This window comes from Stappia sediminis, from assembly GCF_009826895.1.
GTDB classification, from domain to species: Bacteria; Pseudomonadota; Alphaproteobacteria; order Rhizobiales; family Stappiaceae; genus Hongsoonwoonella; species Hongsoonwoonella sediminis.
The window spans coordinates 359126-382472 of record NZ_WUMV01000006.1; the positions used below are offsets into that span (position 1 = coordinate 359126).

24 protein-coding genes are annotated in these 23347 nt (G+C 60.4%); 17 read left to right on the top strand and 7 right to left on the bottom strand.

Annotated features, from left to right (window positions below; translation table 11 throughout):
- The first annotated feature begins 1 nt into the window (after window position 1).
- Window positions 2-598 (top strand): LysE family translocator, encoded by a 597-nt coding sequence (locus GR183_RS13895; protein WP_160776235.1) that lies wholly within the window; start codon window positions 2-4, stop codon window positions 596-598.
- 31 nt (window positions 599-629) lie between these two features.
- On the opposite strand, the gene GR183_RS13900 is transcribed toward GR183_RS13895, so the two are convergent.
- The 4 genes from GR183_RS13900 to GR183_RS13915 form a co-directional block, all read right to left on the bottom strand.
- Window positions 630-1589: a bifunctional helix-turn-helix transcriptional regulator/GNAT family N-acetyltransferase gene (locus GR183_RS13900; RefSeq protein WP_160776236.1), complete on the bottom strand. Its 960-nt coding sequence runs from the start codon at window positions 1587-1589 to the stop codon at window positions 630-632.
- A gap of 106 nt (window positions 1590-1695) precedes the next feature.
- Window positions 1696-2556 (bottom strand): SDR family oxidoreductase, encoded by an 861-nt coding sequence (locus tag GR183_RS13905; protein ID WP_160776237.1) that lies wholly within the window; start codon window positions 2554-2556, stop codon window positions 1696-1698.
- A 23-nt stretch (window positions 2557-2579) separates the two neighbouring features.
- On the bottom strand, window positions 2580-3326 hold the full coding sequence (locus tag GR183_RS13910) for a crotonase/enoyl-CoA hydratase family protein (RefSeq protein WP_160776238.1): 747 nt from the start codon (window positions 3324-3326) through the stop codon (window positions 2580-2582).
- Between the two features lie 27 nt (window positions 3327-3353).
- Window positions 3354-5132, bottom strand: coding sequence for an acyl-CoA dehydrogenase (locus tag GR183_RS13915; protein WP_160776239.1), 1779 nt, complete (start codon window positions 5130-5132; stop codon window positions 3354-3356).
- 187 nt (window positions 5133-5319) lie between these two features.
- Here GR183_RS13915 and GR183_RS13920 point away from each other — a divergent pair, with 187 nt between their 5' ends.
- From GR183_RS13920 to GR183_RS13965, 10 genes are all read left to right on the top strand, one after another.
- Window positions 5320-6315 (top strand): L-threonylcarbamoyladenylate synthase, encoded by a 996-nt coding sequence (locus tag GR183_RS13920; RefSeq protein WP_160776240.1) that lies wholly within the window; start codon window positions 5320-5322, stop codon window positions 6313-6315.
- A gap of 535 nt (window positions 6316-6850) precedes the next feature.
- Complete coding sequence (locus tag GR183_RS13925) at window positions 6851-7780, top strand: histone deacetylase family protein (protein WP_202396088.1); 930 nt, start codon at window positions 6851-6853, stop codon at window positions 7778-7780.
- 115 nt (window positions 7781-7895) lie between these two features.
- The gene (locus GR183_RS13930) at window positions 7896-8150 is read left to right on the top strand and encodes an exodeoxyribonuclease VII small subunit (protein WP_160776241.1); all 255 of its coding nucleotides are present in this window, start codon (window positions 7896-7898) and stop codon (window positions 8148-8150) included.
- Window positions 8151-8795: 645 nt separating this feature from the next.
- Window positions 8796-10712 (top strand): 1-deoxy-D-xylulose-5-phosphate synthase, encoded by a 1917-nt coding sequence (gene dxs, locus GR183_RS13935; protein ID WP_160776242.1) that lies wholly within the window; start codon window positions 8796-8798, stop codon window positions 10710-10712.
- Between the two features lie 239 nt (window positions 10713-10951).
- Window positions 10952-12304, top strand: coding sequence for an MFS transporter (locus GR183_RS13940; protein WP_160776243.1), 1353 nt, complete (start codon window positions 10952-10954; stop codon window positions 12302-12304).
- A gap of 60 nt (window positions 12305-12364) precedes the next feature.
- A complete protein-coding gene (locus GR183_RS13945) occupies window positions 12365-12763 on the top strand; it encodes a hypothetical protein (protein WP_160776244.1) in 399 nt (132 codons plus the stop codon).
- 75 nt (window positions 12764-12838) lie between these two features.
- Entirely contained in the window at window positions 12839-13321 is a 483-nt protein-coding gene (locus GR183_RS13950) for a copper chaperone PCu(A)C (RefSeq protein WP_160776245.1), read from the top strand.
- 59 nt (window positions 13322-13380) lie between these two features.
- Window positions 13381-13905, top strand: a complete 525-nt coding sequence (locus GR183_RS13955) for a copper chaperone PCu(A)C (RefSeq protein WP_244313755.1) — start codon at window positions 13381-13383, stop codon at window positions 13903-13905.
- Window positions 13906-13913: 8 nt separating this feature from the next.
- A complete protein-coding gene (locus GR183_RS13960) occupies window positions 13914-14534 on the top strand; it encodes an SCO family protein (RefSeq protein WP_160776247.1) in 621 nt (206 codons plus the stop codon).
- Window positions 14535-14570: 36 nt separating this feature from the next.
- Entirely contained in the window at window positions 14571-15008 is a 438-nt protein-coding gene (locus GR183_RS13965) for an EamA family transporter (protein ID WP_160776248.1), read from the top strand.
- Between the two features lie 66 nt (window positions 15009-15074).
- On the opposite strand, the gene GR183_RS13970 is transcribed toward GR183_RS13965, so the two are convergent.
- A complete protein-coding gene (locus GR183_RS13970; RefSeq protein ID WP_202396089.1) occupies window positions 15075-15332 on the bottom strand; it encodes a DUF1344 domain-containing protein in 258 nt (85 codons plus the stop codon).
- A 262-nt stretch (window positions 15333-15594) separates the two neighbouring features.
- On the opposite strand from GR183_RS13970, the gene GR183_RS13975 reads away from it, so the two are divergent.
- From GR183_RS13975 to ribB, 5 genes are all read left to right on the top strand, one after another.
- Window positions 15595-16809, top strand: coding sequence for a DUF3095 domain-containing protein (locus GR183_RS13975; protein ID WP_160776249.1), 1215 nt, complete (start codon window positions 15595-15597; stop codon window positions 16807-16809).
- 79 nt (window positions 16810-16888) lie between these two features.
- Window positions 16889-17974, top strand: coding sequence for a chorismate synthase (gene aroC / locus GR183_RS13980; RefSeq protein WP_160776250.1), 1086 nt, complete (start codon window positions 16889-16891; stop codon window positions 17972-17974).
- A gap of 98 nt (window positions 17975-18072) precedes the next feature.
- Window positions 18073-18348, top strand: a complete 276-nt coding sequence (locus GR183_RS13985; protein WP_160776251.1) for a CopG family ribbon-helix-helix protein — start codon at window positions 18073-18075, stop codon at window positions 18346-18348.
- Window positions 18345-18695, top strand: a complete 351-nt coding sequence (locus tag GR183_RS13990) for a type II toxin-antitoxin system RelE/ParE family toxin (protein ID WP_202396090.1) — start codon at window positions 18345-18347, stop codon at window positions 18693-18695. The genes GR183_RS13985 and GR183_RS13990 overlap by 4 nt, the downstream gene beginning before the upstream one ends.
- Before the next feature lie 74 nt (window positions 18696-18769).
- Entirely contained in the window at window positions 18770-20107 is a 1338-nt protein-coding gene (ribB, locus tag GR183_RS13995; RefSeq protein WP_160776252.1) for a 3,4-dihydroxy-2-butanone-4-phosphate synthase, read from the top strand.
- A 125-nt stretch (window positions 20108-20232) separates the two neighbouring features.
- Here ribB and GR183_RS14000 read toward each other — a convergent pair whose 3' ends face one another.
- Window positions 20233-21279 (bottom strand): tetratricopeptide repeat protein, encoded by a 1047-nt coding sequence (locus tag GR183_RS14000; protein ID WP_160776253.1) that lies wholly within the window; start codon window positions 21277-21279, stop codon window positions 20233-20235.
- 385 nt (window positions 21280-21664) lie between these two features.
- Between GR183_RS14000 and GR183_RS14005 the strand changes: the two genes are divergently transcribed.
- Window positions 21665-22252, top strand: coding sequence for a hypothetical protein (locus GR183_RS14005; protein WP_160776254.1), 588 nt, complete (start codon window positions 21665-21667; stop codon window positions 22250-22252).
- A 10-nt stretch (window positions 22253-22262) separates the two neighbouring features.
- Here GR183_RS14005 and GR183_RS14010 read toward each other — a convergent pair whose 3' ends face one another.
- Complete coding sequence (locus GR183_RS14010; RefSeq protein WP_160776255.1) at window positions 22263-23345, bottom strand: class I SAM-dependent methyltransferase; 1083 nt, start codon at window positions 23343-23345, stop codon at window positions 22263-22265.
- Window positions 23346-23347: the final 2 nt, after the last annotated feature.

The window sequence follows — 23347 nt, forward strand, 5'->3', positions numbered from 1 at the left end:
AATGACGTTCTACGCCATCGTCGGCCTGATGACCGTCTCGTTCATCACCCCTGGCCCCAACAACTTTATCATTCTAAATGTCGCCGCGCGTTCCGGCCCGATGGCGACCGTCCCTCTCGTCTTTGTTGTAGTTCTCGGCTGGTTGTCGTTGTTTGGCTTCGCCTGGTTCGGCGTTTCCCGAGTTCTGCTGGAAACGCCTTTTCTAAACCGTGCCGTCCTGCTGGCCGGATCGTCATATCTCGGTTTTCACAGCATCAATCTGCTGTTTCGGGACAATGGCCGATATGACAAGCGCTCCGAAAAAAGCTCATTTACCGAAACAGCGGCCGGTTTGGCCCTCTTTCAGTTCCTAAATCCGAAAGGCTGGGTTCTCGCGGTAACTGTTGCCGCATCAGCACCCAACGACGGGGCACTTGCGCTTCTGCTTGCTTTGACGGCGGCGTGGATTTCGGCCGCAAGCCTGCTTGCATGGTCTGTCGCCGGCGCCTCACTGAATGTCTGGCTAAAAGGGCGCCGCAGCCGCCGAGCCTTCGATATCGTCATGGGGCTAAGTCTTGCCGGTTGCTGCGTCTCAATCGTTGCTCATCAATGGCCTTGATCCCTCTTCGCCGGATCGCCCAAGGCAAGGGTCATTCGGGCCGCTTTCTGACGAACTTCTGCTCGATGACTTCCATGCCCCACTGGTCGCCGCTGTATTCTTCCGCCAGTTCGAAGCCGAACGCCTCGTAAAGCGCGCGCGCGGTATCCAGCCCCTTCAGCGTCCAAAGATGCGTCTCGGCAAAACCTTGCGCGTCGCAATGTTCCATCGCGCGGCGCATGAGTTCCTTGCCAAGGCCCCTTCCGCGCAAACGCGGATCCAGGAAGAACCAGCGCAAATGTCCCCGGTTGTCGCCGAGGTCTTCTCCATCGATGGCGATCGTGCCGCGCAGTTCGCCACCCTCTTCCACGTACCAGATTTCGTTGGCGGGGTTTTCGATGCGCGGTCCGAATTCTGCCACGCCTCGCGCCACGATCGACTCGAACATGACGCCGAAGCCTCTTTCGCGCGCGTAATAGCTGCCGTGCATTTGCGCGATCCAGCCGACGATGCCGGGCCTGTATCCGGCCTTGACCTCGGTTACAGCTCCGTCAATTGATTGACCAGAGTTCGAACGCCCCGCCAAAAGGGCGCTGGAATACAACTCCAGTCCGTCGACCACGCAATCTTTCTGGCTGCCATCAAGTGTGGCGAGTGCTGCCGCCACGCGTGTCTCCGCCCAGCGCGATATGCCGCCAAGGACGCGATTGCCCTCCGCCGTCAGCCTCAGGTCCTTGCTCCGCGCGTCGGTGTCGGATCGCAACTCCTCCACGATCCCGCGCTCGACGAGCATCCTCAAAAGCCGGCTGACGGTGGATTTCTCCAGCAGAAGCGTGTTGCAAAGGTCCCGGGCGCTCATCTTTCCGCGCTCGCCGATCTCGATGATCGCGTGAATGGCGGAGGCGGAATACTCCGTACCTGCAAGCGTCTTCTGCATGAAACCCAATTCACGCACGAGCTTGCGGGATGCCGCTCTTATTCTCGAAACGCGAGGGTCTGCGTGAATGTTCATCGTCCCACCCATATAGTTGTATTATACAACTATATGGGTTCAGTCCGCACTGATCAAGCGCCCCTCGCCACCGCCCGGCCGCAGCGGCGAGGTCGCCGATCCGGTCCTACTTCACCGGATCGAAGCTTGCCGGCGCGGGGATATCCTCGGGCACGAAGAAATCCGGCGTCAGCTTCTTCGTCGGGTCGACGCGGTACTTGTCGAAGTCGCTCACGCCGCGCGAAGCGAGGAAGGTGTCGTCGATGAGGAAATTGCCGGTAAACTCCTTCGCCGGCGATGTGAAGATCTCATGAGCCGCATCGGCGAGGATCGCCGGGGTCCGGCTTGCAAGGATCATCTCGTCGCCGCCGATGAGATTCTTGACCGCCGCCGTCGCGATCGTCGTTCGCGGCCAAAGCGCGTTGACGGCAATCCCCTTGGATCGCAACTCGCCGGCCATTCCAAGCACGACGAGGCTCATGCCGAATTTGGCGATGGCATAGGGGGTGAAGGGCGCGAACCACTTTTCCTGCATGTCGAGCGGGGGCGACAGCATCAGGATATGCGGGTTCTCAGCCTTGGCCAGATGAGGCGCGGCATATTTGGAGCACATCAGCGTGCCGCGCGTGTTGATCTGGTGCATGAGATCGAAGCGCTTCATGTCGGTCTGCGCGACTGGCGTAAGCTGGATGGCGGAAGCGTTGTTGACCAGGATATCGAGCCCGCCGAAATGCTCCGCCGCACGGTCGATAGACGTCTTCACGCTTTCCTCGTCGCGCACGTCGACGACGAGCGGCAGCGCCCTGCCCCCGGCAGCTTCGATTTCCTCTGCAGCGGTATAGATCGTGCCTTCAAGTTTCGGATGCGGCTCCGCCGTTTTCGCGGCAATAGCGATATTCGCGCCGTCCCGTGCGGCCCTGAGCGCGATTTCCTTGCCGATCCCGCGCGAGGCGCCGGTAATGAAGAGCGTTTTGCCCTCAAGCGACATGGTGGTTTCTCCCTTTTGCGGCATCAGCGCTTGGATTTGGCCATGAAGGCGTTAAAGGCCGCGAAGGCTTCCTTCGACGTCAGGCGTTCGGCGAAGGTCCGGATTTCCTTTTCGATCCGCTCCTTCAGCTCCGCCCGGTCTCCGATCAGAAGGTCGCGCGAAAGCCTCATGGCTTCGACGGGTTTTTCCGCGATCGCCGCTGCCGTGGCGAGCGTACGCGCCTTCAGTTCGTCCTCGCCGACGATGTGGTTGACGATACCGGCTTCCCTTGCGCGTTCCGCATCGAAGCCCTGCCCGAGGCAAAGCAGCTCGAACGCGCGGGCGTGACCCATCAGGCGAGGTCCGAGCAGGCTGGAGCCAGCTTCCGGCACGAGACCAAGATCGATGAACGGTGTCTTGAACAGCGAACGCGCGCTCGCAAGCACCATGTCGCAATGGAAAAGCAGCGTCGTGCCGACGCCGATCGCCAACCCGTCCACACCGGCCACCAGCGGCTTCTCGTTGTTGCCGAGCGCACGCAGAAAACGCACCACGGGCGCGCCTTCCATGTTGCCGCCGGCTGCGGACTTCAGGAAGTCGCCGATGTCGTTGCCTGCTGTGAACACCTCGGGTTGGCCGAGGATAGCGTTGACGCGGATATTGTCGTCCTTGTTCGACGCTTCAATCGCTTCGGCCATCGCCGAATACATCTCGCCCGTCAGCGCGTTCTTCTTCTCCGGCCGGTCCATGGTCAGGATCTGGACCGCGCCGTCTCGTTCAATACGGATCATTCAAAAAGACCTTCCGAATTCCGGTTTTCAAGAAGCCAGGGCTTCCGCGTCATATCCAAGCACTGCATCGGCGGCCGCCAGGATGTCCGCCTTGAGCCCGCCCGTCTGCCCGAGCTGGCTTTGCGCGAAATAGCGCGCAAGCTGCACGCGCTTTTTGTCGGCCGGCGTATCGGCTGCCGAAGCGACGGCGCCCTTGATCAGCAGCGCGCCGCCGAGCGTCACACCGGCAAGCCTCAGGTAGGGTGTTGCGCCGGAGAGCGCTTCTCCCATCCGCCCATCCGCCATTGCCGCGAGCAGCCACTCGCTTGCCTCCTCCAGATCGCCGACTGCCGTATCGAGCCTGTCGGCCATCGCCGTGAACCCTTCGCGGTTGGAGGCACGGGCACTGCCGGAGATTTCGCGAAGTTCTGAAATAAAGCCGCGAATATGCTCACCGCCCGAAAGCGGCAGCTTGCGGGTCACGAGGTCGATCGCCTGAATGCCGTTGGTGCCTTCGTAGATCGGCGCGATGCGGGCATCGCGCAAAAGGCGGGCTGCTCCCGTTTCCTCAATGTAGCCCATGCCGCCGTGCACCTGCACGCCAAGCGAGGTGACCTCCACGCCGATATCGGTCGAAAGCGCCTTGGCGATCGGCGTCAGCAGGCCCGCGCGCTCGCTCCAATGCCTCTTCGCGGCATCGTCTTCGGCAAGCTGCGACATGTCGATCGCATGGGCGTTCGAATAGCAGATCGCGCGCGCGACCTGCGTATAGGCCTGCATGGAAAGCAGCGAGCGCTTGATATCGGGGTGCATGGCGATCGGGCTCATGCCTTCGGATGTATCGCCGGCGGCGCGCCCCTGTTTGCGTTCCAGCGCATAGGCCAGCGCCTCCTGGCTCGCGCGTTCGCCGACGCCAACGCCCTGGATGCCGACGGCAAGGCGAGCGTTGTTCATCATCGTGAACATACAGGCAAGACCACGGTTTTCCTCGCCGATCAGCCAGCCGATAGCGCCGTCCTTGTCGCCGAAGGCCATGGTGCAGGTGGGCGAGCCGTGAATGCCGAGCTTGTGTTCCACACCGGCGCAGCGCACGTCGTTGCGCTTGCCAAGGCTCCCGTCGTCATTGACGAGGAACTTCGGTACGAGGAAGAGCGAAATACCCCTGGTGCCGGCGGGCGCATCCGGCAGGCGCGCGAGCACCAGATGCACGATATTGTCGGTGAAATCATGCTCGCCGTAAGTAATGAAGATCTTCTGGCCGAATATGCGGTAGGTCCCGTCGTCCGCCCGTTCGGCGCGCGCGCGAAGGGCATTGAGGTCGGAGCCTGCCTGCGGCTCCGTCAGGTTCATCGTGCCCATCCATTCGCCGGAAACGAGCTTCGGCAGGTATTTTTCCTGCAGCTCGGGGCTTGCGTGCTTTTGCAGCGCTTCTATCGCGCCGATCGTCAGCGTCGGGCCGATGGCGAACGCCATGGATCCCGAATTCCATAATTCCAATGCGGCGGCATGCAGCATCGTCGGCAGGCCCTGCCCGCCGAATTCAGGATCGCCGGTCAGAGAGTTCCAACCGCCCTCGCACCATTTCGCGTAAGCTTCCTTCCAGCCCGGCGGCGTCGTCACCTCGCCGTCCTTCAGCGGCGTGCCGTGCCGGTCGCCGATCTCGTTCAGCGGCGCGATTTCTTCCGTGGCGAAGCGCCCTGCTTCCTCGATGATCGCGTCGACCAAATCTTCCGAAAGCTCGGCATGACGGGGTGCTGCCAGAACGTCGGCAAGCCCGGATACGGATTTCAGCGTAAACAGGATGTCGCCAACCGGTGCACGATACATGTTGCGTTTCTCCCCTGACACGTTCAATGCGCCGTTTTTCTTGACGAAGCGCCTCGCTGCCCGCATTACCCGACATCGGGTCCGCTCGCGGGCCGGACGGACATTATCGCAGTTGACGTTAACGTCAACCATATTCACGACGCTGTCCCTCCCCCATTGGGCGAGGGGCGATACCATCGGACAGGCGATGATACGCTGGATCGCAAACCCTGACGTTAGGGAATTAAGCGAAGCGCCGGAGTTTGCCGCCGCCGTCTCGGCGATCCGTTCCGGCCAGCTTGTCGCCATCCCGACGGAAACCGTCTACGGCCTCGGCGCCGATGCCACGAACCCGCAAGCCTGTGCGGGCATTTACGCCGCAAAGGGCCGGCCGAGCTTCAATCCCCTGATCGCTCACGTCCCGTCTCTGGCGGAGGCTGAAAGCCATGGCGTATTCGATGCGCGGGCACGAAGGCTGGCCGAAGTTTTCTGGCCCGGCCCGCTCACGCTCGTCGTTCCGAAACGTCCCGAAAGTCCGGTATCGGACCTCGCGACCGCCGGACTGGACACGATTGCGTTACGCGTCCCGGCGGCCAGGATCATGCGCGACCTCGCCCGGGCGGCGGGCCGGCCCATCGCCGCCCCCAGCGCCAACCGTTCGGGGCGCATCAGCGCCACGACGGCGGACGATGTCATTGAAGATCTCGGCGAGCATCTCGCCGTCGTCATCGACACAGGCCCCACGCCCGTCGGCGTGGAATCGACAATCGTTGCGCTCGCCGGTGACAGGCCCTTGCTCCTTCGTCCCGGCGGGCTGTCGCGTGAGAAAATCGAAGCCGTCCTCGGCGAGCCGCTCTTGCGCGCCGGCTCGAACGACGAAACACCGGCTGCCCCCGGCATGCTGACTTCGCACTACGCGCCGGATGCGCGGCTCAGGCTTCACGCGAAGAACGTCGGACCGGGAGAAGCGTTGCTGGCGTTCGGCCTGCCCCTTCCTCCGGGGTACGAAAAGGCGGCGGCGATCGAGAACCTGAGCGAGACGGGAGACCTGAAGGAAGCCGCCGCGCGCCTTTTCACCGCGTTGAGAAAACTGGATGCAAGCGGCGCATCGACGATCTGCGCGATGCCGGTACCGAATGAAGGACTTGGCGAAGCCATCAACGACCGTCTTGCCCGCGCCGCCGCTCCGCGAGCGTCCGAATAACGGGAAAACCTCAACCTACCTCTGCGGCATCGATAAAAGTGCTTAGGTGCACAACCAAAACTGTGACCATTTTGCCGCAGCATTTTCCTATCCACAGCACTCGCTTTCGACGTTTGAAGGGGTTGACGCCGTAGGGCTCAAAAAAGGCTGTTCCAGTAACTTTCAGATTCTCAACAACTTTTGCCATGCTGCACTGCGGAGTGACCTCAGTTGAGGCGGAATTTTTCTGACGAATATTACAGTTCGAAACGATCGTTGTCTTAAGTCTACATGATATTCGCTTCGCATATGCGAACGAATCATCTAGTATTTAACTCGTAAACCTTGGTGATGCAGCGGACCTCCCCACGAGCCTGGTGGCTCGCAACTCTTCCCGGAGCAGGCTCCTCCAGCCTGCTCCGTTTCTTCTTTCAGCACCTCCCCCGACATCGGAATTCGACCAACGTCCAAGCGGCGATTGAGGTGGCGCATTGACTTGGCCGCTTGCGCCCGCTCACATGGGTGCAACACTCATGCGGGCAAATGGACAACACCCTTGGCGACGCTGCTGCTTCATCACACGGCCTACCTCGATCACCTCACGCCTGTCGGCCATCCCGAGCGCCCGGATCGCATCCGCGCCATCGACCGGATCCTCGAGCATGAGCGTTTCCAGGCGCTGGAGCGAGAGCCCGCGCCGCTCGGTGCGGTGGAAGATGTGCTTCTCGCCCATCCTGCGGAATATGTCGACATGATCCGCAATGCGGTTCCCTCCGAGGGGCTTTTCCGCCTGGATATGGACACGACCGTTTCTCCGGGCAGCTGGGAAGCGGCGATGCGCGCCGTCGGCGGCGCCTGCCTTGCCGTCGACGAGGTTGTATCGCGAAAGGTCTCCAACGCGTTTTCAGCCTCGCGCCCGCCCGGCCATCATGCGGAGCGCATTCGCGCAATGGGCTTTTGCCTCTTCAACAACGCCGCGGTCGCCGCCCGCCATGCCCAGGCAAAACACGGGGCGGAGCGTGTGGCCGTGGTTGATTTCGACGTCCACCATGGCAATGGCACGCAAGACATCTTCTGGTCCGATCCCACGCTCATGTATTGCTCCACCCATCAGGCGCCTTTCTATCCCGGCACAGGCGCGGCGAGCGAGACGGGCGAGCACGGCAATATCGTCAACGCTCCCTTGAGCGCGGGCGACGGCGGCGCGGAATTCCGCGAGGCGATGGATATCGTGATCCTGCCTCGGCTTGAGGAGTTCGCCCCCGACCTCATAATCATTTCCGCCGGCTTCGATGCCCACGCGCGTGACCCGCTCGGCGGCCTCAACCTTGTGGAGACGGATTTCGCCTGGGCGACGGAACGCCTCATGGACGTTGCGGCGCGCCACGCCCAGGGCCGCGTCGTCTCGCTTCTGGAAGGCGGCTATGACCTGGAAGGGCTTGCCCGTTCCACCGCCGCCCATGTCATGACGCTCATGACCGCGTGATACGATCCTCACGAAGCGATCCACAGCCGCCGGAGCAGCCGGTCTTGACCTCTTCCGGCTCACGTCCGATCTTCGGCGCTCGCAATCAGCCTTCTACCTTCGGGAGTTCTCACCAATGACCAGCGAAACGAAAGGCAACGACGTTTCGGCCATGTCCTTCGAGGACGCCCTGAAGGAACTGGAGGTTATCGTCTCCCGCCTTGAGCAGGGGCAGGTGCCGCTTGAAGAGAGCATCACGCTTTATGAAAAGGGCGATGCATTGCGCCGCCATTGCGACAAGCTGCTGAAGGCGGCCGAAGCGAAGGTGGAGAAGATTCAGCTCTCAAGGGACGGCACGGCCTCGGGCACCGAACCGCTCGACGTCGAATGACTTTTCTCAAGGTGCTTCCCGCGGCTTCCCCTACGCTGAACACGGTCTGACGCAGATATTGCCGTGCACTGCAAAATACTACCTATGCGTGTGAAGCCGCTGTCGATTTGATCGCCGTGAACCAGCCCGGTTTCGCCTTGCGGGCCAAGATGCCGGAGCCCGCTTCGACAGACCATCCGGCGCTGACTTCCGGACAATCACCCAAAAGGCCGATCGGATGCCGCATGATTCATTGTTGTTGCTGTAACTTACGTTACGGAAAGTTATCAGCTTTTGCATGAGCCGGCCATTTCGCCAACCGTTTACCGCACGCGAGATGGGTCACGTTCCGCACAAAGCCACGGTATTTTCTCGGCGGAATAAAAAAAGGGCCGCGCGAAGGCGGCCCTAAGTCGATCACTGTGCACGTGGCCCCATCGACCACAACCTATGTTTAGTAGAATTCTTGTCGGATTGCACCCCCCAAATGGGTGAATCGCGCATTACGGGAGAAAGATTCTCTTCACAATCATGTTTGTAGCGAAGTGTTGACAATATGTGCGATTCACTCTCGTCGATCATGATTTGCGCCTCATATGCGCTTGGTGTAAGCCAAGGCGCTTATGCAACCCGGCTAGTGCCCTAACGACAGATGCGAAGCGAATTGTGACAGACCGCCCAATCACACCGCTCCTCGACACCATAAACATTCCTGCCGATCTCAGGACGCTGCCCGAGTCCGACCTCAAGCAGGTCGCTGAAGAATTGCGCAACGAACTGATCGATGCGGTTTCGCGCACCGGCGGGCATCTGGGTGCGGGCCTTGGCGTCGTGGAACTTACGGTCGCCCTTCATTACGTCTTCGAAACGCCGGACGACCGCCTGATCTGGGACGTCGGCCATCAGTGCTACCCGCACAAGATCCTGACCGGACGTCGCGACCGCATTCGCACGTTGCGCCAGGGCGGCGGCCTTTCCGGCTTTACCAAGCGCGCGGAAAGCGAATACGACCCCTTCGGCGCCGCCCATTCCTCCACATCCATTTCCGCCGGGCTCGGCATGGCGGTCGCCCGCGATCTGGATGATCGCAAGAACAACATCATCGCGGTGATCGGCGACGGTGCGATGTCGGCCGGCATGGCCTATGAGGCGATGAACAACGCCGGCGCGCAGCACTCGCGCCTCATCGTCATCCTGAACGACAATGACATGTCGATCGCCCCGCCGGTCGGTGCGATGTCGGCTTACCTCGCCCGCCTCGTATCGGGCCGCGCCTACACCTCCATTCGCGATGCCGCCAAGCACCTCGTGCAGTCCCTGCCGAAGCCGCTGAAGGAAAAGGCTGCGAGGGCGGAGGAATATGCCCGCGGCTTCTGGACCGGCGGCACGATGTTCGAGGAGCTCGGCTTCTATTACGTCGGGCCGATAGACGGTCACAACCTCGACCATCTCCTGCCGGTTCTCAAGAACGTTCGCGATACCCATCACGGCCCGGTACTGATTCATGCGGTCACGCAAAAGGGCAAGGGGTATCCGCCCGCCGAAACCTCTTCCGACAAATATCACGGTGTCGCCAGGTTCGATGTCGTAACGGGCAAGCAGGCGAAGCCGGTTGCGAATGCGCCCAGTTATACGCGCGTCTTCGCCGACAGCCTGATTTCCGAAGCGCAGGCCGACGAGCGGATCGTCGCCGTGACGGCGGCCATGCCGGACGGCACGGGCCTCGACCTGTTCGGCAAGTCGTTTCCCGAGCGCACGTTCGACGTCGGCATTGCCGAGCAGCATGCCGTCACCTTTTCCGCAGGCCTCGCAACGGAAGGTTACAAGCCCTTTTGCGCGATTTATTCGACCTTCCTGCAGCGCGGCTACGACCAGGTCGTCCATGACGTGGCGATCCAGGGCCTGCCGGTGCGTTTTGCGATCGACCGCGCGGGCCTCGTCGGCGCGGACGGGCCGACGCACGCGGGCGCATTCGACACCGCATATCTTTCATGCCTTCCCGGTTTCGTGGTCATGGCGCCGGGCGATGAGGCGGAACTGCGCCATATGGTTGCAACGGCGGCGCACTATGACGAAGGCCCGATCGCCTTCCGCTATCCGCGTGGCGAAGGGCGCGGCGTCGAGCTTCCCGACCGCGGCGAAGTCCTGGAGATCGGCAAGGGCCGCGTCTTGCGCGAGGGCACGGCGGTCGCGCTCGTCTCCTTCGGCGGCCGGCTCGCGGAGTGTCTGATTGCCGCTGACGAGCTGGAGGCCGCGGGCCTTTCCGCCACGGTGGCCGATGCCCGTTTCGCCAAGCCCCTGGATGAGGAACTGATCTCCCGTCTTGCACGTGAGCATGAGGTTCTCATCACCATCGAGGAAGGCTCGGTCGGCGGTTTCGGCAGCCATGTGCTTCAGATGCTTGCGACGAACGGCATGCTGGACAACGGCCTGAAAGTGCGCCCGATGGTGCTGCCCGACCGTTTCATCGACCAGGACAAGCCGGAGGCGATGTACGCCGAGGCCGGCCTCGATGCCGCGGCCATCGTCGCCCGCGTCTTCGAAGCCCTTGGCCGCGACGCGGTTCCCGTGCGCCGGGCCTGAATGCCGGCGCCCGCCGGCCAGCCCTGCAATAATTGCATGCCGCCATGCAATAGCGTGCATTGACAATCATCCTGTCTTCTTCCAAGTCTTGAAGAAGTAGAACGTCGGCTTTTCAGCCGGCGTTCTTTCGTTTTTCCTGAATTATTCCAATAAACGCCTTGTTCGTCTGCGCGTGAACGGGGCTGAACGAAGCCACAGGCAGGGCTGAATGGCCTTGCTTGAAAAAAGCCGGACCTCCCATGGCGCAGACACTCGCTCCTATTGCCGCCCTCCTTCTGTCCGTTGGTCTCGTGCTTTTCGGGCATGGATTGCAGACGACACTGCTCCCGCTCGCCGCTAACCTCGCGGATTTTTCGGACATCGCCATCGGCGTGCTTTCTTCGGGCTATTACGTCGGCTTCGTGGTCGGTTGCCTTGTCTCGCCGTTTGCCATCATGCGCGCCGGTCACATCCGTGCCTTTGCCGCCATCGTCTCGTTGATGTCGGCGGCCGCGATCATCCACCCGATCGTCATCGAGCCTTTCTCCTGGACGATGATCCGCTTTGTCTCCGGCCTGTGCCTTGCGGGGTTTTATCTCGTCGTTGAAAGCTGGCTCAACGAGCATGCCTCGAACGCCAATCGCGGCGCGATCATGTCGGTCTATATCGTCATCCTTTATTCCGCGATGACGCTGGGCCAGCTGTCGCTCACAAAATTCGATATCGCGACATTCGTGCCCTTCGCCATCGCCTCCGTGGCGGTTTCCGTCGCCGTCATTCCCATTTCCCTGACGCGGTCGAACCAGCCGGCCCCGATCACGCTCGTGCGCTTTCGCCCGATCGCGCTCTACAGGAATTCGCCGGCGGCCATGGTCGGCGGATTCGTGATAGGCATGGGCAACGCAGCGATCTGGACGCTCTCGCCGCTGTACGCGGCGAACATCGGCCTCGACACGAAGAGCGCGGCCTATTTCGCCTCCGCCGTCGTGTTCGGCGGCGCAATCGCGCAATGGCCGATCGGGCGTTTGTCCGACCGGATGGACCGTCGCTACGTGCTGGTGGCAATGGGCACCCTGTCGGCGGTCGCTGCCCTCTTTGTGGTTCTGATCTCGCCGACGGATCCACTCACGGCAATCGCGCTCGCGGCGCTGATGGGCGTGCTCACCCAGCCGACCTATGCGGTGGCCGTCGCGCATGGTTTCGACCACGCCGAGCCCGATGCCTTCGTGGAAACCTCGTCCGGCCTTCTCCTTGCCAATGGCATAGGTTCGGTGATCGGCCCGTTCGCCGCCGCTTTGCTCATGGATCGCACGGGCGCCAACGGGTTGTTCTACTGGATGATCGCCGTCGAATCGCTGCTGGCGGTCTATGTCCTCTGGCGTCTGGCCCAGCGCCGGGCCGTCACCGCCCACGACAGGACGGATTACGAATATGCGACGACCGCGCAGCTTGGCGCGATCATCACGCCCGATCCGCTTGACGTCGACGATCCGAACGTCATCCCGCCCGAGGAGTTTCCGGCCTACGAGGCACCGGAAGAGGGCAAGGAAGGCGAGGCTGAAGAAAGGGCACCGACCGAAGAGCGGATCATCGAGCGTGCCGGTGCATCGTGATTGCAACCTGCGGCAAATGACCTCTCGACGCCGGACGTGAACGGGATCATATTGCCGCCGATGAGAACGAGGACGGGCATACTTCCGGGTTTGAGGGCCGAGCGCACGCCGGTGGCGCTGCTGGTGGCTCTTGTGCTCGTCTTCAATCTCCTCGCTTCATTCGCGGCCACCGCCGCGAATGGGCCTGACGCCCCGGCCGGCTTCGTCATCTGTTCCGTCTCGGGCATCGCGGCACTTCCTGTTTCGGACGATGCCACGCCGCATGGCGGCGATTTCTGTGCCTGCGGGGAAGCTTGCGTGCATCTGGCGTGCTGTGCGGCCTTGCCTGGCGCCTCAGCCGAAGAGACGACAGTTTACTTCCCTTCCCCGCGCGAGAACTTTCTGCCATTGCGCGCCAGCCATGCTGTCGCGGGCGTTTTCCTTTTCTCGCAAGGCATCAGGGCGCCGCCGCTGAGCTGAATTTCCAAGCGATGAATGCGCTGTCGCGCGCCTGAAGCGCCCGACGCTTCGAACAAGTCACTGGAAAGTCAGCCTATGAAAATCTTCAAGATACTCGCGGTCGCAGCCGCGCTCGCCCTTGCATCCCTTTCCGTCCACGCCGAGGATATCAAGCTCGGCGATCTTACCATCTCCAATGCCTGGACGCGGGCGACCCCGCCGCGCGCGATTGCCGGCGGCGGTTTCATCACGATCACCAACCACGGTTCGCAGGACGATCTTCTTGTCGCCGCCTCCACCTCTGTTTCCGACCGGGCGGAAATTCACGAAATGTCGGTCGTCGACAACGTCATGAAGATGCGCCACGTCCCCGGCGGTGTCCCGGTTCCGGCTGGAGAAACCGTCGAGCTTAGGCCCGGTGGCTTTCATGTGATGTTTCTTGATTTGAAGGAGCCTTTGAAGCAGGGCGATACCCTCACTGTATCGCTCACATTCGAAAAGGCCGGCACGGTCGAAGTGCCATTCACGATCGAGAAGATCGGCGCGAAAGCTCCCGCACACAGCGGGCACGGTGGCTGATCGGGGCGGGCGACGCCCGCTTCGCTCGCGACGGAAAGAGGCTGTCAATCTTGAGAAGCATGATCGAAAAGCAGCAACGCAAGCTCCGCGCCGTCCCGGCGTTCGCGGCACTGTGCCTTTCCCTGCTATGCGCCTTCGCCTCGCCGGCCCTTGCCGGCGAGGCGAAACTTGGCGCGATTTCCATCAAGGATGCCTGGGCACGCGCGACACCGCCTTGGCCGGTTGCAACGCTTGCCTTCGTCAGGCTCGAAAATGCCGGGGCAGACGACAGGCTCTTGTCCGCCTCTTCCGATGTCGCGGGCCAGACACTGATCCACCGCTTTGTTGCCACCGGCGATCGCCCGGCGATGGAGGTGCAACGCGAGGGTGTTCCGTTAGCTGAAGGCGTTACGCTGGACATGCGCGCGGAAGGCTACCATCTCATGCTCTTGAACCTGGAAAGCAGGCTGGACGCGGGAAACACGGTGCCCGTTACCCTCACTTTCGAAAAGGCGGGGGCGGTGGAAGTCGCTTTCGATATCAAGAGCCTCCTGCCGCCGGGCCTTCAGGGCGGAAAACCCGCGCCTGAAAAGCCAACCAACTGAGGTTTGAAATGTCCGGACTGAAAATCGTTCGCTACGGCGCCTGGGCCGCGGTTGTCCTTGTCGCCTTTGCCGGGGCGACGCTCATGATCAACCAGTTCCGCACCATCGACAAGGACGAGCTGGTTGCCCCGATTTCCGAAATCGGCGGCCCGTTCGAACTTGTCGATGGCGCGACCGGCAAGACGGTCACCGAGGCCGATTTCAAGGGCAAGCCGTCCGCCTACTTCTTCGGTTATACCTTCTGCCCGGATGTCTGCCCGACAACCCTTGCCGAAACGCAAGGCTGGATCGAGGAACTGGGCGAGGACGCTGACAAGATGAACTTCGCATTCGTTTCCGTCGATCCGGAACGCGACACGCCGGAGATCGTCGGCGACTATGTTTCCGCTTTCGACAAGCGTATTCACGCGCTTTCGGGCAGCCAGGAACAGATCGACAAGATCGTCAAGAATTACCGCGTCTACGTAAAGAAGGTGACGCGCACCAACGGCGAATATCTCGTCGATCATTCCGCCGGCGTATATCTCATGGATGCCAACAACGAATTCCGCGGCACCATCTCCTACGGCGAAAGCCACGAAAACGCGGTGGCCAAATTGCGCCGTTTGATCGAAAATTCGGGAGCCTGATCGCGACAGCTTGATAACGTTCAACGGAGGTCTGCCATGAAACCGCTTCTCATGTCATGGCAGTTCTGGGCCGTCCTTGCCGCCCTCTTCGCGGCGATGACGGCGATTTTCGCCAAGGTCGGCGTGGAGGGCGTGGGCGCGGATTTCGCGACCTTCATCCGCACCTGGGTCGTTATCTTCGCGCTCGCGGCAATCCTGACATTGACGGGCGAGTGGCAGGGCCTGTCCGAAATCTCGGCCCGCTCCGCTGTCTTTCTGGTTTTGTCGGGTCTTGCGACCGGCGCATCCTGGGTTTGCTATTTCCGTGCGCTCAAGCTTGGAGATGCGGCACGCGTCGCCCCGATCGACAAGCTAAGCGTCGTGCTCGTGGCGATCTTCGGCGTTGTTTTCCTCGGCGAAAGGCTGTCCCTGCCGAACTGGATCGGCGTATGCCTGATCGGCGTCGGCGCCGTTCTCGTCGCATGGAGGGCCTGATCGGCCGGATCGGACAAGGGCTGCAATACGCGCCGGCAGGATGCCCGCCGGCGCCAAAGTCTTTTTTTACTGCTCTTCCACCTGAAGGTCGGCCAGCACTTTCTCGCCGCCTTCCTCGTCGTAGATCACGAAAACCTTCATGCCGGGCTCAAGGTCGTCGACGTAGAAGTCGACCGGGATCGAATAGCTTTCCCCGTCGCTCAGCACGATGACGCCCTTGTCCGTGTCGATCTGAACGATTTCCGCTTCCGTTTCACCGGCCAGGGCCGATGTCGCGATCAGGGCCGAAAGCATCAGGCCTGCTGCATGCGCGATGAATTTCATTTGGTCGTCTCCGAAGATTTGGCAGCGCGCTGGCACCCCATCGAATGGTGCGATCATCGCCGCCGGACGTCTGCCGTCAATCATTATCTCGCATCGAATCGCGAAAAGCAGATGGCCGAAGCGCGGCGAATTTGCGGCCTGTCGTCATCGAAAGGTTACCCGACATTTCAGACGTAACGTTAAATTGACCGCCTTCTCCCGGCGGCAGCAAAACCGGCTCCACCCCGGGCGCGTAAGACGATCAGTCACGGAATGACCGCTCATGCTGACCACGCTCGACACTGTAACGGACCGTTTTTACGCCGACCTGCCGGTATTCGATGATTTCGCCCGCATTGGCGAAGGCGATATGTATGCGTCCGTTCCGGGCGACTGGCACCTCATGGCCTCCGACATCGTCCGCTCGGGCGATGCGATCGCGCAGGGCCGCTACAAGGATGTGAACCTTGTCGGTGCTGCCTGCATCACCGCGATCCTCAATGCGGCGGAGGGCGTGGAACTGCCGTTCGTTTTCGGCGGCGACGGGGCGATCGTCGCAGTACCATCGAGCCGGCTGGAAGAGGCGTCGAAGGCCCTTGCGGGCGTCAGGCGGATGGCGCGGGAAATCATGGGTTTTTCGCTTCGCATCGCGGCCATTCCCGTCTCGGTGCTGAGGGAGCGCGGCTCGGACCTTCGCGTTCGCAAGTTCGAGCTTTCGCCCGGCAATCACCTCGCCATGTTCACCGGCGGCGGACTGGAAATGGCGGAAGCGCTCCTGAAGGACGATGATGACTGCCGCCCCTTCCGCTTGTCCGATGACCGGGAAACGCGAGCCCTGCTCGACGGCCTTTCCTGCCGGTGGGAGCCGCTGCCGGCGAAAAACGGCCAGATCGCAAGCCTCATGGTTCGGCCCAAGACGGCGGCCGAAGGTGGCGCGGGGGTCGATATCGTCACCCTTCTCGGCGAACTTGGGGAGATTCTCGGCACGTCCCTTGTCGAGACCGGTTGCCACAGCCGCCCGGTGCGCGAGGAAACGCTAAACTTCCGCTTTCCCCCGACCGGGCTTGAACGCGAGGTTCAACTTGCAGCGAAATCGCAACGCTTCAAGGCTTACGCGCGCATTCTGTTCGAGTGCGTGGCGTTTCTCTTCGCTTATCGCACCGGCTGGCGGGTCGGCCCGCTGCGGCCGAAGCGCTATGTCGGCGAATTGCAGACCAACACGGACTTCCGCAAGTTCGACGATACGCTCCGCCTTGTGCTTGACCTGACGCCCGAGCAGGTCAGCGCCCTTTCCGCTTACCTCAACCGCGCGCATCTGGCGGGTCGCCTGGTCTACGGCCTGCACATTACCGACAGTGCACTGATGACCTGCCTCATCTTCGATCTGGAGCATAGCCGCCACGTGCATTTCGTCGATGGCGGCGACGGCGGGTTGACGCAGGCCGCGCGCGACTTCAAGACGCGTCTTCATCCGCCGCAGCCTGCAACGGCCGCCTGATCGTCGCTTGCCCTTTCAATTTTGCCTTTCAGCGCCTAAAAAGCCGGGCAACGATCTCCTTCGCTCCGGATTAAGCCCCATGTCTCACAACACTTTCGGCCATCTTTTCCGTGTCACCACATGGGGTGAAAGCCATGGGCCGGCGATCGGCTGCGTCATCGACGGCTGCCCGCCCCTCATCCCCCTCACCGAGGCCGACATCCAGGGCTATCTCGACAAGCGCAAGCCCGGCCAGTCGAAGTTCACGACCCAGCGGCGCGAGCCGGATCAGGTGAAGATCCTTTCGGGCGTCATGGTGGATGACGACGGCATTCAAAAGACCACCGGCACGCCGATCTCGCTGATGATCGAAAACACCGACCAGCGCTCCAAGGACTACTCTGAAATCAAGGAGCGTTATCGTCCCGGCCACGCCGATTTCACCTATGACGCGAAATACGGCATCCGCGATTATCGCGGTGGCGGGCGTTCCTCGGCGCGCGAGACGGCGATGCGCGTTGCCGCCGGTGCTGTCGCCCGCAAGGTGGTGCCGGGGGTGCAGGTTCGCGGCGCGCTGGTGCAGATCGGCCCGCACAGGATCAACCGCGACAATTGGGACTGGGCGGAGATCGACAACAATCCCTTCTTCTGCCCGGACAAGGAGGCTGCGGCGTTCTGGGCCGACTATCTTGACGGTATCCGCAAGAAGGGCTCTTCCATCGGCGCGGTGATCGAGGTTGTCGCCGACGGCGTTCCCGTCGGCCTTGGCGCGCCGATCTATGCCAAGCTCGATCAGGACATCGCCTCGCTTCTCATGTCGATCAATGCGGTAAAGGGCGTTGAGATCGGCAACGGTTTCGAGGCGGCGGAACTCACCGGCGAGGAAAACGCCGATGAGATGCGCCTCGGCGCGAACAACCAGCCGGTCTTCCTGTCGAACAACGCCGGCGGCGTGCTGGGCGGCATTTCAAGCGGAGAGCCTGTCATCGCCCGTTTCGCGGTCAAACCCACCTCGTCGATCCTCACGCCCCGCCAGTCGATCACCAAGAGCGGAGAGGAAGTCGATGTCATGACCAAGGGCCGTCACGACCCATGCGTCGGAATCCGTGCCGTTCCCGTCGGCGAGGCCATGGTCGCCTGCGCGCTCGCGGATCATTACCTCAGGCATCGCGGGCAGGTTGGCTGAGCCAGCGCTCAAGTCTTTGCGCCTTCGAATATCGTGCAGTTGCCGCATCCAAGGCAATGGGATACATTGTATCTCAATGTTATACGAGAGGCGTCGCCTTGGACAAGGACAAGACACAGATATCGATCCGCATTTCCCGGACATTGCTGTCGGAACTGGACAGCGTTGCCGAGGCTCTTGATCGGGATCGGACTTGGGTCATTTTACACGCGCTGCGCGCCTATCTTGATGAAGAAGGCGCGGACATCCTGCGCGAATTTGAAGGCATTGCTTCGCTTGACCGTGGCGAGGGAGCGGACTTCGACAAAGTCTTGGGGGAAGCGGAAACGATTATTGCCGGATCTGACCGCAAATATGCGGGAAGGCGGGCTTGATACAAAGGAAAGCCGCATCATTCTCGCCTGAGGCTCGAAAGTGGTTTCTTACTGAAATTCAATATCTTGCCGAGCGCAATTTGGCGGCGGCCGAAGCACTGATCGCCCGAATGCGGCGACTGCGCGAGGAGCTTGCCAAATATCCTAAGCTGGGCGCTCGCGGTGCGATTCCCGGCACCAGACGGATCGTTCTTGCCCCCTATGTCGTCACCGTACGAAGCCGCCATGGCGGTATTGAAATTGTCGCCATTCGCCACGGCCGCCAGCGCGACGCGCTCGCACCCGATGACGCTTGGCAAGACCGCCCAAGAGAAGCCAACGAGCCGGATATCGGTGAGGACAGCTAAGAGATAATTTCAGTCCCACTGAAATTTTTCAGATTTTCATTGCCACTGAAATTCACCAAGACTAAATTCCGGCCATGCGTCTCGACCAATGGCTCGTCCAAAATCAGGAATCCCGCTCCGGTTTTGCCCGCCGCACCGGCCTGTCGCCTGCGGCGGTGACGGCGCTGTGCAACGATCCGCGCGTGTGGGTATCCCGCGAAACGGCGGAAAAGATAGCCGTCGCCACCGGTGGCATTGTGACGCCGAACGACCTTCTTGGGCTTGCAGCGCCCAAGGATGCCGCCCCAATCAAGGAAATCATCATGTCCCAGACCCGTGTCGCCGAAGCCATCCGTGCTTTCGAGCGCGGAGAGATGGTCGTCGTCACCGACGATGACGACCGCGAGAACGAGGGCGATCTGATCGTCGCGGCCAATGCGATCACGCCGGAGCAGATGGCCTTCATGATCCGCCACACCTCCGGCATCGTTTGCGCGCCGATGACGCGTGAGGCCGCGCGCCGCCTCAGGCTCGACCCGATGGTCGCCGACAACGACGCGCCGCTGTCGACTGCCTTCACCATTTCCGTCGACTATCGCCACGGGCTGACGACCGGCATTTCCGCGGAAGAGCGCTGCACGACGGTGCGCGCACTGGCCAATCCGAACGCCAGCGCCGTCGATTTCGCCCGTCCGGGCCACGTCTTCCCGCTCGTCGCCAAGGACGGCGGCGTGCTCATGCGTTCCGGCCACACGGAAGCCGCGGTCGACCTTTGCCGCCTCGCCGGCCTTCCCGAGGTCGGCGTCATCAGCGAGCTCGTCAATGACGACGGCACGGTCAAGCGCGGCCAGGCGGTGGCGGAATTCGCCGCCGAACATGACCTGAAGATGGTTTCCGTTGCCGATCTCATCGCCTGGCGCCAACGTACCGAGCGCCTGGTGGAGCGTGTCAGCGAGCAGCCGATCGACACCATCGCCGGCCCCGCCTACGCGATCACCTACGCAACGCCTTACGACCCGATGCACCATGTCGCCGTGGTCTTCGGCGATATCCTCGATGGGCGAAACGTGCCCGTGCGGCTCCAGCTTGAATCCGTTCTCGACGACGTCTTCGGCGAAACCCGGCTACTGGACGACGTCATGCGCAGCTTTGCCGAACGCGGGCGCGGAGTGATCGTCTTCCTGCGCGAAGGCTCGGTGGGCGTCGCCCGCCATGCGCGGCGTCCGCGCAACGACCTCGAGGCGGCAGAGACGGAAAAGCACGCCAGCGCACAGGCGCGCGAGGAAAGCTGGCGCGAGGTTGGCCTCGGCGCGCAGATCCTGAAGGATCTCGGCGTGAACTCCATCCAGCTCCTGTCCTCCCGCCAGCGTCATTACGTCGGGCTTGAGGGATTCGGCATAGAGATCACCGAAACGGAAATCCTCGACGGCTAAATGTGAGCTTTCCAGGAAAGCGGAACCAAATCAATGCGCTGGAGCACCTCTCTGTCGCTAAGTTCGACGCGATTTTGGCAAGACACACCCCATATTAAAAAATTAGCGGAAATAACTATATTTATTCATTCATATTTCCCCTCGCATAACTCTACAAGACTACTTAAACTTCGACGTGCTTCCTCATGCTTAGGAGCCATTTCAACAGCGGCTTCCAAAACCTTAATTGCCTCCTTCAAATTTCCATCAGCCACCAAATATTGACTAAGCAAAACCCTCAAATCAACATGGCGCGGATTTAATTTACTGGCCTCTATTACCACATCGATGCCCTCTTCAAATTGCCCTAGCCGCAAAAGCAAACGACCCAACTGAAGACTCGCCGATGCAGAATTCGGGTTTAATTTAACAGATTCCCGCGCGTAGATGGAGGATCTGCAAATTTTACCAGCTTCCTCAAGACACTTCGACCTTGTCTGTAGGTAATTTACTGATTTTCTCCTATTTTTAGTAATGTTTATATGTTCGAAACTTTTTTCGCTGAAAATATTACCTACAAGCGGCTTTAATTTTCCAATCTCATTTAAGTACCCAACCGATGAATGCCCACTAAACGATGTCGTAATTTCGGTAATATTTGAATCTTTAAGAAACTCTTTAATAAAATTAACATGATGTTTATCTTTATTATTATCGTCATATATAAGATAATATCTACTTGTTGAGCTTGTCGTACCATTGCTTATAGAATACCTCCATTTTATATGCTTAGCATATTCACTCCATCTCGTATCGAAATCGCAATCAATGCGGTATTGCGGTGAAAAAGCTATGACTTTTGTCATATTTAAAATTTTGGAGAATGCGATTGCTGCAAACCCTCCCATCGAAGCACCATACCCGACCCTCTCCGAATATCGCTCCTTTTCTAGCTGCTCGTCTATCTCGGCAAGAATTGATTCCGGCGTTACCTGAAACCAATGTGGCTTCGACGACTTGAAAGCGATAATATCAAAGTTGTTTTCTTGTAAAAATTTTGCACCAAACCCAGAGTCCTTAAGATTTTTGTGGTATAAAGACGTAAATGTAAATGCAATTTTTTTATTTTCTCTATTAGACCTCATGTAATCAATTTGTATATTGTTCCCTTTAAATATATTCTTCACTCTCATTCTTAATATCAACCCATTTTTTACAGACTCTCTATGAGATAGTAAAGAAACTAAAATCATACACAACTAAACATTTTTTTATTGGATAAATCCGCCCAACTAAATTTAATTGCATTGTTTAAAGTATTTTTAAACAGACATCCGATATTTTATGTTTAATAAACGGCGCACTATATGAATAAATATAGCAAGATATATTTTCGACTGCGCATACGTTCAATGGGTCGTTTAATTTTTAATACGAAGGATGCGATAATTCTATTTTACGGACAAATTGGCATTCAAGCGCTTGAACAGTAGGATTCCCGCACCAACTCGTTTCTAATGAGCTGAATTACCCTGCCGGCGGCATGTGCCGGCGGGCTTCACCGGGGGTGGTGACGAGATGGCGCAGGTATCCCCGCCGCTGAAATCGCATCTGGAGGAACACGGGCTGGCCTCGACGAGCCTGCCGCGTCGCGATCCGCGCCCTTTTGCCGTCGGCTATCGGCGCGGGGCGGGTGAGCCGCTCGTCTACGGGGCCGTTGTCGTCGCGGGGATCTTCGTTGCGGCGGCCATGATCCAGCACGAGCCGCTTATCCTGCTCGGCATCCTGCCGGCGCTGTGGTGCGCTTATCGCTACTATCCGATGATCGAGGCGAAGATGCCGCGTCTCGGCGCGAATGCCGATGGTCTTTTCGTGGACGGCATCGGCTTCCTTGACTGGTCGTCGATCGGCAGCGTCGATCTCTTCGAGACGTCGGTGCGCAACATGCATCTGTCGAGCCTCAGGATCGTCCTGAACCGTCCGTTCGAGGATGCGATCTCCCGCCCGCAGACCCGCGCGCCCTGGCGTCAGCTGATGACCCGTTCGTGGTCGCTCCACCCCGGAGATACGGTTGACGGGCTGGAGGTAGAGCTTCATTCGCTCGCCGCGAACCCGCACGAGGTTCACGACCGGATCATGGATTACTTGCCAAGACGGGGCGTCTGAGACGGGCCTGTCACGCCTTCGCGTAGGTCGCCACGCGCGAGAAGAAGGCCGTGTCGAAGCTCGTCCGCCGAAGCCCTTCAGCCTCGAATATCCCGTCCAGATCCTCCTCCAGGTAGGAGGCGAAATAGGGTTCGTGGAAAAGCTGCGGAAAGAGCTCCAGAAGCCCGTCGAACGCGGGCGTTTCGCCTGCCTTCAGGCTGTCGACGTAGATCAGCCGGCCTCCGGGCTTGAGCACCCGGGCAAACTCTTTCGCCGCCTGCCGGCGCACTTTCGGCGGAAGCTCGTGGAAGAGATAGACGCTCGAGACGACGTCGAGGCTTTCATCGGCAAAAGGAAGCTGCTCGGCGGGGGCTGCCGCGAAGCTCGCGCGCCGCTTCACGCTGTTTGTCGTCCGTTCGCGCGCCTCGCTCATATAGGCCGGCGACAGGTCGATGCCGATGCCCCTCAACCGTGGAAAGGCTTCGAGCGCGGGCAGCAGCAGCCCGCCCGTGCCGCAGGCGACATCGGCGTAGGCGAGTTTGCGCTGGTCCTTCGCGCGTACAATTTCGGAGAATGGAACCAGCGCCTGGCGGCGCATGGCGGCCGTCGCGCCGTTGAAAAGCACCTCCACCTGGAAATCGTAGAGCCTGGCGCTTTCCTCCGTCAGCCATCCGCCGGACTGGAAGTGGAAGTTCTGCCGGTAGTAGCGCGGCAGCCCACCCGTGTTTTCCCGCGTTTCCTCGAAGACCTCCTGATGGCCGCCAGCGGCATAGCGCCTGCGCGCGACCTTCGGCGCATCTTCGAAGAATTCGCGGCTAAGCGAAAGAAACTCCGCCGGCGAACCGAATTCGCCACGCGGCAGCGGATAGATACCGGCCTCCACATTGGCAAGGTCCCTGCGGAACAGCTCGATGATATGGCCGATCAGTTCACGCTGGCTTGGAACAGGCTTCGAGGGGGTGATGTTTGGCGGCGGTGACGGCTGTTCCTCGCGGATGCGCTTTTGCAGCCGGCGCAGCACCTCCCCGTGGGCGGTGAACCAGGCGATCCTTGCGCCCTGGCGCGCGACGAAGCGCGTTCTCCTGGAAAGCGTTCCGAGCGCCGTTTCCGCCATTT